General features: G+C 38.5%; 10 protein-coding genes. 7 read left to right on the top strand and 3 right to left on the bottom strand.

Annotation, left to right across the window (positions count from 1 at the left end; all coding sequences use genetic code 11):
• Positions 1 to 4: 4 nt before the first annotated feature.
• The 3 genes from ABVT42_RS06000 (at position 5) to ABVT42_RS05990 (ending at position 3118) form a co-directional block, all read left to right on the top strand.
• A complete protein-coding gene (locus tag ABVT42_RS06000) occupies positions 5 to 1492 on the top strand; it encodes a CsiV family protein (protein WP_353896081.1) in 1488 nt (495 codons plus the stop codon).
• A gap of 38 nt (positions 1493 to 1530) precedes the next feature.
• The gene (locus tag ABVT42_RS05995) at positions 1531 to 2667 is read left to right on the top strand and encodes a saccharopine dehydrogenase family protein (protein WP_353896080.1); all 1137 of its coding nucleotides are present in this window, start codon (positions 1531 to 1533) and stop codon (positions 2665 to 2667) included.
• A 202-nt stretch (positions 2668 to 2869) separates the two neighbouring features.
• On the top strand, positions 2870 to 3118 hold the full coding sequence (locus ABVT42_RS05990; RefSeq protein WP_353896079.1) for an EF-hand domain-containing protein: 249 nt from the start codon (positions 2870 to 2872) through the stop codon (positions 3116 to 3118).
• A gap of 116 nt (positions 3119 to 3234) precedes the next feature.
• Here ABVT42_RS05990 and ABVT42_RS05985 read toward each other — a convergent pair whose 3' ends face one another.
• On the bottom strand, positions 3235 to 3717 hold the full coding sequence (locus ABVT42_RS05985; RefSeq protein WP_353896078.1) for a DUF4826 family protein: 483 nt from the start codon (positions 3715 to 3717) through the stop codon (positions 3235 to 3237).
• A gap of 650 nt (positions 3718 to 4367) precedes the next feature.
• Between ABVT42_RS05985 and amaB the strand changes: the two genes are divergently transcribed.
• Together amaB and ABVT42_RS05975 are read left to right on the top strand one after the other, a co-directional pair.
• Positions 4368 to 5888 carry an L-piperidine-6-carboxylate dehydrogenase gene (amaB, locus tag ABVT42_RS05980; protein WP_353896077.1) on the top strand — a complete coding sequence of 507 codons (1521 nt, stop codon included), beginning with the start codon at positions 4368 to 4370 and terminating at the stop codon, positions 5886 to 5888.
• Between the two features lie 107 nt (positions 5889 to 5995).
• Positions 5996 to 7036 carry a Leu/Phe/Val dehydrogenase gene (locus ABVT42_RS05975; protein WP_353896076.1) on the top strand — a complete coding sequence of 347 codons (1041 nt, stop codon included), beginning with the start codon at positions 5996 to 5998 and terminating at the stop codon, positions 7034 to 7036.
• Positions 7037 to 7292: 256 nt separating this feature from the next.
• Here ABVT42_RS05975 and ABVT42_RS05970 read toward each other — a convergent pair whose 3' ends face one another.
• A complete protein-coding gene (locus ABVT42_RS05970; RefSeq protein WP_353896075.1) occupies positions 7293 to 7844 on the bottom strand; it encodes a lipid-binding SYLF domain-containing protein in 552 nt (183 codons plus the stop codon).
• Between the two features lie 12 nt (positions 7845 to 7856).
• Positions 7857 to 8336 (bottom strand): CinA family protein, encoded by a 480-nt coding sequence (locus ABVT42_RS05965; RefSeq protein WP_353896074.1) that lies wholly within the window; start codon positions 8334 to 8336, stop codon positions 7857 to 7859.
• Positions 8337 to 8440: 104 nt separating this feature from the next.
• On the opposite strand from ABVT42_RS05965, the gene mutS reads away from it, so the two are divergent.
• Positions 8441 to 11026: a DNA mismatch repair protein MutS gene (mutS, locus tag ABVT42_RS05960; RefSeq protein WP_353896073.1), complete on the top strand. Its 2586-nt coding sequence runs from the start codon at positions 8441 to 8443 to the stop codon at positions 11024 to 11026.
• 152 nt (positions 11027 to 11178) lie between these two features.
• Positions 11179 to 11502 carry a ferredoxin FdxA gene (gene fdxA, locus ABVT42_RS05955; protein ID WP_353896072.1) on the top strand — a complete coding sequence of 108 codons (324 nt, stop codon included), beginning with the start codon at positions 11179 to 11181 and terminating at the stop codon, positions 11500 to 11502.
• Positions 11503 to 11784: the final 282 nt, after the last annotated feature.

Below are 11784 nucleotides of genomic sequence, written 5' to 3'. Positions count from 1 at the left end.
TTTTATGGTCGAAGTAAAAGCATTGATAAGCAAATTAATGACAATTAAATATACAAAAATAGCCTGCAAATTGGCAACCACACTACTATTGACGGGCTTTTATCCTATCGCCCGGGCGGCAGATGTAGAAGAACCTCGTTGGTTTGAAATTGAGATAATAGTATACAAAACAACCAGTTCAACAGGACTATACGCGGAATCCTGGGCAAAAGATACTCAGTTAACGCCAGCGAAAAACCTGGTTGATTTTTTACAACCGTTTGAAGCAATACAAAATACACAAGAAGAAAAAGATGCCGAACCAATTGAATTAACTGAGCTCGCCATAAACAATACTGAACCAGCCAGCAATACCATAGACGGGTCAAACTCAGATACTGCAAATCCTGCCGCTACCAACTCAAGTAAAGATACTACTAATGTGACGGCAATTGCTGTAACTGAACAGGAACAACCATTTAAATTACTCCCAGAAGAACAATTACAACTTGCCAACGAAGCGCGCAGCATTGCCCGCCATCCAGACTATCAGGTGTTAACCCATTTAGCCTGGCGACAACCTGTTTACGGACCCGACGAGGCGGCAAGTATTCGGATTGCTGGTGGACAGAATTTCAGCCACGACTACTGGTATAACGGTAATAAAAAGCAAGGTGAGATGGATATCGCTGATCAGCTTTCATCAACAGGTGAGAATGAATCTTTAGAAAATTTTAAGCAGGAAAATCATTCTTTAGTTAACGAAGTCATAAATACTCAAGAAAATTTGATAGATAATCCAATCAATGGTTTACAGCAAAATATCGGTGATAACGTCCTGCAACCGACAGAAATTAATACCAACACAAATACTCAATCAGACCTTAATAACCCGGTTAATCAATCCACTTTAACGACAACACCTTTAAAACCGGTTCCTTGGGTGCCAGAGCTTGATGGTGATATTACAATTCATGTTCAACGTTACTTACACATTAAGACCAACTTGTATTTACGTCGACCAGACAAAGAAGAAGTAGAAGTCATTAACTTAGATATGTTTCAAACTAATCGAAACGAAATACCAGGTAATCAAGCAAACACTTTAGCACAAAGCAATAATGTGTTTACCTCTTCGACTAATTTTCAACTTGAGCCTGCTAATAATAACCCACTCGATAGCTTATTAACGTCGAACAACCAATCCACCACTCAATCCAGTGACGTTTTAACGAATAACAATTTCGAAAATCAATTCAGCTCAACACTTTCGGTTAAGCAAGGTTCACAGTTTAGCTGGGAAATTGGCGATGACTTTTTAGAAACGGAATCTGAAAAAATTTATATTGAGCGACTATTTAATTATTCATTACGACAATCACGTCGAGTAAAAAGTGGTGAGTTGCATTTTTTTGATCATCCATTATTGGGTGTTTTGATTATGATAAAACCTTATTCTCGCGAACAACAAAATACCGATGAAATCCCAGCACTAACTTCATCATCTTTATAAAATTAAAATTAAGCAGTGAGTGAAATCGGAGTAGAACAATGGAAAAGATAGCTGTCTTAGGTGCAGGAATGATTGGAAGTGCCATTGCACTCGATTTGGCAACAAACTTTCAAGTAACTGCTATTGATAAAAACAAGCATGCATTAACTAAAATCAATAAGCAAAATAATAATATAAAAATACAAACATTAGACTTCAGAGAAACAGAAGATTTCAAAACAATTCTGGCGCCTTTTGATTTAATAGTTTGCGCAGTTCCTGGATTTATGGGATTTGAAACGCTCAAAAAAATATTGTTAGCACAAAAAAATGTTGTCGACATTTCTTTCTTTCCAGAGAATTGTTTTGATTTAGATTACCTAGCCAAAAAGAACAAAGTCTTTGCTATTACTGATTGCGGTGTTGCACCTGGTATGGGGAATATTATTCTGGGCCATATGGATACCAAAATTGAAGTGAAAAGTTTTGAGTGTTTGGTTGGCGGTCTACCCAGTAAAAGAGAGTGGCCATTTAATTATAAAGCCCCTTTTTCACCGGTAGATGTGCTGGAAGAATATACCCGCCCTGCTCGCTATGTTGAAAATGGCGAAGTTGTCACCCGCGCACCATTATCGGATTGTGAGCTAATGGATATTCAACGTGTTGGCACACTGGAAGCATTTAACACCGATGGACTACGAACTTTAATTCATACTATGGATCATATCCCTTTTATGAAGGAAAAAACCTTGCGTTATCCTGGACATGCTGAATATATTAAAGTCTTACAAAAATCGGGCTTTTTCTCTGAAGAGCCGTTGGAAATTGATGGTATTTCTTTCCGTCCAATCGACATTACAGCAAAAATACTAGAGAGCAACTGGAAGTTGAAAACCTCTGATGAAGAATTTACCGTCATTCGAATTACCATTGAAGGTGAAGAAAATGGCAAACGTCGTCGTTATATTTTCCGCATGTTAGATAAAACCTGCGAACAGACTAAAACCACATCAATGGCACGTACAACCGGTTATACAGCGACAGCTATCGTCAACTTTATTGTTAATAATAAATTAGAGCCTGGCGTTTATGCCCCCGAATCGATTGGTGCAATAGAAGATGCTTATCAATTTATTTTGGATTATTTAAAACAACGAAATGTAGAGTATCGTATCGAACAGTTTACTTTGGAGTAATGTCTGGATAAGGAAGTCATCTGGGTTGAAATTTATATCCACAAACACCATATAAACCAAGATTCTAAAACCAGATACAATAGAATTGACAATATTAGAATTAAACGTTTTAAAATTAAATTAGAGTTAAGAACAAAATATTTATCAACATAATCGTTAACTTATTTATCGCTAACGATTTCATTCAAGCAGGTTAAACAATATGTCAGAGATTCGTCAAATTCCCGTAGAGCAATTAGCTGAAATTAAAGAAAACTTTGATTTTTTTGATAGTGACAACAATGGTCAAATTGATGAAGCTGAATTTGTTAAGCTTTTAAAAGTCATCTCACCTCAATCGACTGTCGAGCAAGGTGAAAAAGGCTTTGCTATTGTTGATGAAAACAGAGATGGGCATATTGATTTAGAAGAGTTCATTGCCTGGTGGCAAACTTGCTGGTGGGAGTTTTAATCCGCGCTTTTTTCAGTTAGCCCCTTCAAAATTTCGATAATAAAAAGCCTGCTTATTGCAGGCTTTCTAAAATATATTGACTTTATACTTAATGATTTAATCGACAGTCAAGTGCTTTATTTGTTTGATATATTTAATCCACTGTTTGCCCAAAGCTTTTCATCACGGTGAATTAACGAAAGCTGCTCGGCTTTTTCAATCAACTCTTTAACAAATTTTTGTTGGGTTTCTCTATCACCAATTTGTTTTCCTTCGGCTAAGGCTTCTTCGATTCTTGCCGCTTTCAAATGCCATGACATCGAAAAATACCGAATAACATCTCTTTCATCTTTTGCCACATTGACCGGAGCTACGTCCGTTGGAAATTCACCACTTATGATCCAAAAGTCTTCGTTTTGCTTTTTTGATTTGATATACCAAATGCCGATTACTGGCGGAATAGACAGACAACGTTCGCGTTTAAACTCTGCTATTTGAATGCCCTTTGAAAAACAAAATTTTTGAATTTTAACCAGTTCACTCTGGTTCCATTGATTAATTTTTTCCTGTTGATTATTCTCTGTTTCAGCAGTGTTATTTTCTTGTCTTTGTGCTGTCATATTAAACCTTTTCTATTTGAACCACTCTTTATTTCAGGAACAACTAATTATTCCGCTAAGACTAATTTAATCCAGTAAGACCACATTCCAAAGCTTACTGAGCAATTGCAGTAACATAAGCTAGTCTATTTTAAGGATTACTTCAAAAAAACAGCGCATAAACTAAGGGATTTCTCGTCTTTGTTCAAGATAAATTGGATTCGCATGGCTGAATTGTTTAAGAATTCGAGATTTTAAATCCATTTATTCATAACCTCAGTTAGCAGTTTATTTTGCTAAATACGACTGCCGTAACGTCTTGGTTTATCCTATAAATTAATCCCGTGAAAAAATCTCAATACACTTATTTTGTAAGCATTTATTGACATTTTGTGAATAATTTTTAATGACAAACGAGTTTATATGAAAACAATCTAAATAAGCTGGTATTTGCTTTGAAGCAGTGGTATCTTTGCGCCACATTTTCCATCTGCATTCGTAGATATTTGAGTGAGGAATACTTAAGATGAGACAAAACGCTGATCTTGATTAGTCCATTTAGCGTTTTTCTGTCTATCTTATATTGGTTTGATTTAGCTCGACTACAGGTTTTCGAGAATCAACTTCCAACATTCCAAACTTAGATTACCATTACTTAAGAGAGGAACCCAATGGATATATTAGCTGAACTTAGCATTAACCCTTTAAATTCAGGTGCTTGCTGGGGAGTTGACCAATGGTCAAAAAACCAGTCAGAACTGATCACTTCTATTAGCCCAGCCAATGGCGAAGAAATTGCCAAAGTCTATGCCGCATCGGAGCAAGATTACGAAACAATTATCAGCGCCGCTGAAGAAGCCTTCATAGAATGGCGCGCGGTCCCAGCCCCACTACGTGGCGAACTAGTTCGCAAAATTGGTGATGCTTTACGCCAGAAAAAAGATGCCCTCGGCAGTCTTGTTTCATTAGAAATGGGTAAAAGCAAAGCCGAAGGCGATGGTGAAGTGCAGGAAATGATTGATATGGCTGATTTTTCAGTTGGTCAGTCTCGCATGTTATACGGCAAAACCATGCATTCTGAGCGCCCACAACACCGAATGTACGAACAATGGCAACCACTGGGTCTGGTAGGTGTTATTTCAGCATTTAACTTTCCTGTCGCCGTATGGTCATGGAATGCCTTTATTGCTGCGATTTGTGGCAACGTCACTATTTGGAAACCCAGCCCTAAAACCCCTTTAACAGCGATAGCCGTACAAAATATTTGTAACGAAGTATTGGCCGATGCGGGTTATAAACCGATTTTTTATACCTTTGTTGATTCAGAATCCAATCAGCTGGCTAATCGCTTTATTGAAGATAAGCGAGTCAAAAAGCTCTCTTTTACCGGTTCATCGGTAGTAGGCAAAATGGTTGGTGTAAAAGTTGCCGAGAGAATGGGCAAAAGTTTATTGGAGCTGGCTGGAAACAATGCGCTGATTCTCGATGAAAGTGCTAAACTGGAACACGCAATCCCGGCTGTCGTTTTTGGTGCCGTAGGTACTGCAGGACAAAGATGTACAACCACTCGACGCCTTATTGTGCACGAATCTATTGTCGATAAAGTCATTGATTCACTGGTTAATGCCTACAAGCAGGTGACAATTGGTGATCCATTAGATACCAATAACTTAATGGGTCCACTTATTGATGCCACCGCAGTCGCCAACTTTGAGCAAACTATCCAGAATGCTAAGGAACAAGGTGGTGAAATTTTGTTTGGTGGTAATAAGTTAGACAGACCTGGCTTTTATGTCGAACCAACGATTATCCGTGCTGAGAATGACTGGCCAGTGGTACAACACGAAACTTTCGCCCCCATTTTATATGTGATGACCTTTAAAACTATTGAAGAAGCGATTGCTCTTAACAATGGCGTTCGTCAAGGGTTATCGTCTGCTATGTTTACTCAAAACTTAAGCAATGCTGAAAAATTCCTTTCTTATGCAGGTAGCGATTGTGGCATTGCCAACGTCAATATTGGTACTTCTGGTGCTGAAATTGGGGGAGCTTTTGGTGGTGAAAAAGATACCGGTGGTGGTCGTGAAGCCGGTTCTGACTCATGGAAATCATACATGCGTCGTCAGACTAATACTATCTTTTGGGGTGATAAACCAACATTAGCCCAAGGTATTACCTTTAACATCGGCTAGACTTATTGGACGATGTAACTTTGTTATAACTGATAAGATGAGTATGGCATACGCTATTATCCTTAATGGGATATATAGCGGGGTTTAAGCTCATTAGGAGAAAACGAATGGCTGTATTTAATTTACGTGCTTACGATGATCATGAGCAAGTGGTTTTTTGCCGTGATAAAGAATCAGGCTTGAGTGCAATTATCTGCGTTCATTCCACTGCACTAGGCCCGGCTGTGGGCGGTTGTCGTATGTGGGAATATAATTCAGATGAAGGCGCATTGATTGATGCGTTAAGACTTTCCAGGGGCATGAGTTATAAAAATGCAATGGCAGGTTTGCGTATGGGAGGTGGGAAGTCGGTTATTATCGGTAACCCTAAAACGCAAAAGTCTGAAGCATTATTTGAAGCATTTGGTGAGTTCTTAAATAACCTGAATGGTTCCTATTATTCTGCAGAAGATGTCGGTATTACTACTGCAGATATGGCCATTGTAAATCGTAAAACAGACTTCGTTATGGGTCTTGAAGGAAAAAGCGGTGACCCTTCTCCTCTTACTGCATTTGGTGTTTATCAAGGGATGAAAGCAGCTGTTAAACATCGATTAGGACGAGACTCTCTGGCAGGAATCAAAGTCGCTGTTCAAGGGCTTGGTCATGTCGGTTATTATTTGTGTCAGCATTTAAGTGAAGAAGGCGCTGAACTTTTTGTTACTGACATTCACCGCGAATCTATTGAACGAGTGGTCAATGATTTTAATGCAACAGCTGTAGATAAAGATGAAATATATTCACAAGCAGTTGATGTTTATGCACCTTGTGCATTGGGTGCAACCATTAATGATACTACCATTCCTAAACTACAATGTTCAGTGGTAGCAGGCGCGGCCAATAATCAACTGGCTGAAGATCGTCATGGTGAAGTGTTAAAACAAAAAGGCATTTTATATTCGCCTGACTATGTTATAAATGCGGGCGGTATTATCAATGTGTCTTTTGAGCAAGATGGCGGTGAATACAATCGACAAACAGCATTAGATAAAGTTAGCGAAATTTATGGTACGCTCACTGAAGTTTTTCAAGCTGCAGATAAAGAAGAAAAAACAACAAACGTTGTGGCCGATGAACTAGCCAGAAAACGCATTGAAGAAGCTAAATAATTAATTTACATTAAAATGACAATCATTAAATTTAAATATTTTTTGGTGTCGATTTTTTTGATATCAAATTTATCGATATCAAATTTATAATATTGGCTTAAAGGCTATAAATCACAGCATAAAAAAGCGGGACGGAATATTTTTAGTCTCGCTTTTTAATATCTAATATTTTCACATCATTAATTCTGAATTAATTTTCTCAGATAGCTTTCCATCACTTCTTTAATTAATTTTTGATGCGTGTGTATAACCACATTTAATTTAAATCCGTATCTTTCCAGTACTTTGTGCCTTTTAATGTTGCTTGTAAAGCTAATCCACTTTCCGTTAACTGATACACCGTAACATTATCAATCACCGCTTCGCCACCGACAGCAGCACCTTTTTCACTGGCTTTAGCGGCAGCATCGGCTTGCCCGCCAAAAGACCAGCCATATTCAATAAAGCGATCAAAGGCTTGTTGCGTATGAAAGAGCATAACTACACGAAAATCTTTAACACCTGCCCCCAGTCCAATGCCCACCTCACCCATTTTCATAAATGTTTGTTTACCCGTGGTATTACTTTTCGCCACGCCATGTCCTCCACCAAAGCTGGCTAAAATAACATTCACATTAACATTACTAAATACGGCGTATCCGGGGACTTGTTTTATTTGTGTTCTTACACTGGGCTTTTGTTTAAATAGTTCAGTAAGCACTTCATTTTTCATCGATAGAATGTTTTGACGCTGCTGTGCATCTGACTGCCCCATACTGGCACAACCAGACATGAATACTGCAAATATAAAAACCAATAACTTTGGCATTTTGAATTCCCCTTATTTGGTTGAAGAGAGCGCTTCTATTAACATGACAATAGCTTGTTCTATCGTTTGCTCACGAATTTGCTGTCGATCACCATCAAACAGAAATCGTTTGGAAAACACCTGTTGATTTGCGCAGGTAGCTATACACACAGTGCCTACTGGTTTGTCGGGTGTACCCCCCCCCGGACCTGCGACACCACTCACCGCGACACTGACGGTATTATGAAAATGTTGAAGCGCACCTTGCGCCATTGCTTCGGCGACTAATTGTGATACTGCGCCATTTTCTTGAATAAGTGTAGCGGAAACACCAGCTAATTGTGTTTTACTCTCGTTAGTGTAGGTAATTAATCCTCCCGCAAACCAGGCAGAACTACCAGCGACATCGGTTAACGCTTTACCAATTCCCCCCCCCGTACAAGACTCTACGGTGACAGCCATTTGCTGCGATGCCAATAATTTTTCGCTTAATTGTTCAATTAATTGCTGCATAACATCCTCTGCTTAAAGACATTTATATTTTAGTTTATACAATATTTCTTGTAGAATCTCTTGCCAATCATTTTAACATCAAACACATCAACGTCAGGGTAATTTTGAGTCATTCTACACATACGCCAATGATGCGCCAATATTTGGAAATTAAGCAGGAATATCCCAATATTTTACTGTTTTATCGAATGGGCGATTTTTACGAACTGTTTTTCGAAGATGCACAAAAAGCGGCTGACTGGCTTGGTATAACGCTGACTCATCGTGGCAAGAGCAATGGCGCACCAATTCCTATGGCAGGCGTTCCTTTTCATGCTGTTGATAATTACCTGGCAAGATTGGTAAAACAAGGTAAATCGGTTGCTATTTGTGAACAAATAGGCGATCCAGCAACCAGCAAGGGGCCAGTTGAACGAAAGGTAGTCAGAGTCATTACCCCAGGCACACTCAGTGAAGAAAGCTTGCTTGAATCACATCAAGAAAATTTGCTTGCAGCTGTGTATCATTTAAAAAAATCTAAACAGCAGGCTCAATATGCTATTGCTTGGATTGATCTTGCTGGTGGCCAGTTTTACTGCAATCAATTTATTAGCGAGAGCGAATTATTTAGTGAACTGACTCGGTTAAAACCAGCTGAAACACTGGTAACTCAAGACTATCAAGAAACCCTTCAGCAATTGGGATATGTCACTAAATTGTTGGAAGACTGGCAATTTGATTATCAACAAAACTATCAAACACTACTCAAACACTTTCAAGTAAAAAACCTGGACGGATTTGGCTGCGAATCAATGCGAGCAGCCATTTGTACCGCTGGCGCGGCATTAAACTATGCCCGACTAACGCAACAAAGTTTGCTGGGCCATTTAAATCATATTAAGGTGTTTGATAACCAAAAAATCTTGCAACTAAATGCACATACCCGCAAACATCTTGAAATCAGTGAGAATTTGTTTGGTGAGCAGGAAAAGTCACTTTTTACTGTAATCAACCGTACGAAAACTGCAATGGGTTGTCGTCTACTGAGAAGCTGGTTACATGCACCATTAATCGACCCACAGGCGATTAATTATCGACTGGATATTGTTACTGCCCTAATCGACTCACAGGATTTAACTGAGCTTCGTGAGATATTTACACCTATTAAAGATATGCAACGAATGTTTACCCGTATCGCACTGGGTACTGCGCGCCCCAGAGACCTTACTGGCATTAAGGAATCACTGGCTGTGTTACCTGCTTTACAAAACTGGCTATCTGCGCAACAGTCATCTTACTTAACCGATATTGCCCAACAGTTAAATTTACATGAGTCCATATTTGATTTATTAAACAGTGCAATATTTGATAATCCACCAGTTGTTATTCGCGATGGCAATGTAATTCGTGACGGCTACCATCAAGAGTTGGATGAGTTGCGTTATTTATCAAATAACGCGACGGATTTATTAGCTGACATGGAAGAAAGAGAAAAAGCGGCGACGGGTATTTCGACACTAAAGGTGGGTTATAACAAGATCCATGGCTTCTATATCGAAATTTCCAAGGCCCAATCAGATAATGCGCCCATAACCTATACTCGGCGGCAGACACTTAAAAATGCTGAACGTTTTATCACCCCTGAACTTAAAACACTGGAAGAAAAAGTGCTCTCCAGTCAGTCTAAAGCGCTGGCACTCGAAAAGCAGCTCTATCAGGCACTTATTGAAAAGCTTTCACCTGAAGTCGAGTCACTACAATTAACGGCAACTCAGGTCGCTCAGCTTGATGTACTACAAAGTTTTGCTGAAATTGCCAGCCAAGCCAATTATATACGTCCTGAAATCACCGATAAGCCCGGCTTACATATTACTGCCGGTCGTCACCCGGTTGTAGAATCGTTTCAACGTGATCCTTTTATTGCCAATGACGTCATTATTAATCCACAGCAAAAAAGTTTAATTATTACTGGCCCCAATATGGGAGGTAAATCAACTTACATGAGAATGACCGCAATCATTGCGTTAATGGCTCATGCAGGTTGTTATGTTCCAGCAGAAAGTGCACAAATAGGTATTCTTGATGCGATTTTTACACGAATTGGCGCTTCAGATGATCTTTCTGGTGGACGCTCAACTTTTATGGTTGAAATGAGCGAAACGGCAAACATATTGAATAACGCAACCAGTAACAGCCTAGTGATTTTAGATGAAATTGGCCGTGGAACAAGCACTTACGATGGTTTAGCCTTAGCTTGGTCAACTCTGGATTATCTTTCGAAAAAAATCAACCCATTAACACTGTTTGCAACACACTACTTTGAATTGACACAAATCAACCAATCTAACCCTCAAATTAAAAATCTGCATTTTGGTGCTATTATGCACGGCGATAAACTGGTTTTAGATCATCAAATACATGAAGGCCCAACAAGCAAAAGCTATGGTATTCATGTAGCACAGTTAGCTGGTGTCCCACGGCAAGTTATTGATTTGGCTAACGCCTATCAACAACATTTAGAGCAAGGGAAACACCATGATACGGGTGAAAAACCCAGTATTGAAGATATTGAACAGATTACCGCTTCGTCTACAACTATTACTGATAGTCGCATTGAGTTACTTGATTCAATTAATGCCGACGAGTTGACTCCTAAGCAAGCTTTAGATTTGATTTATCAATTAACCCAGGAAAACAAAGTTAGCGGCTAACAATCAACTAACCTTTAACCAAAACAAACTATTATTGTTTTTTGGATATTAGGTCTAAAATTTTTGATTAATCAGTTCACCCTTTTGTCATTATTCGATAAAATATCGGGCAGAATATACAAGCCAAATTTGTAAATTTATTGGAGAATCTCATGGCATTTGTCGTAACGGATAATTGTATTTTATGTAAATACACAGATTGTGTTGAAGTCTGTCCTGTTGACTGTTTTTACGAAGGCCCAAACTTTTTGGTCATTGATCCTGACGAATGTATAGATTGTGCATTGTGTGAACCAGAATGCCCTGCCGAAGCCATTTTTTCTGAAGATGATGTCCCTGCCGATCAAAAACATTTTATTGAATTAAATGCGGAGCTTGCGCCTGAATGGGATAATATTACAGAAAAGAAAGAACAGTTGCCTGAAGCTGAAAAATGGGATGGTGTTAAAGAAAAGCTCAAGTATCTCGAAAAGTAACCCTGTTTTTTTTATTGTATTTATTCAAATCTATTTTGAGTTACGCTCTATTTTCATTATTATAAATAACCGTCAAATATTATAGCTTTATCAATTTTGGGCGGTTATATTTTGGTAAATTTCCTTATCATTACTCCTTTAAGTAATCTCTTTTTATTGGCTTTTTATAACTGATAATTAAACCCTTAAACTTTTAAGCCTTTTACCACACATCAGTTTATTAACTAATGTGTGGTACGATATCATTAATTATTTTTTGAAACCTTTCCTGTTATTTAGAAA

Origin of the sequence: Aliikangiella maris (assembly GCF_040719265.1) — a bacterium.
GTDB classification, from domain to species: Bacteria; Pseudomonadota; Gammaproteobacteria; order Enterobacterales; family Kangiellaceae; genus Aliikangiella; species Aliikangiella maris.
The sequence above is the reverse complement of the archived record's forward strand: the minus strand, read 5'-3'. Positions and strand labels throughout refer to the sequence as shown.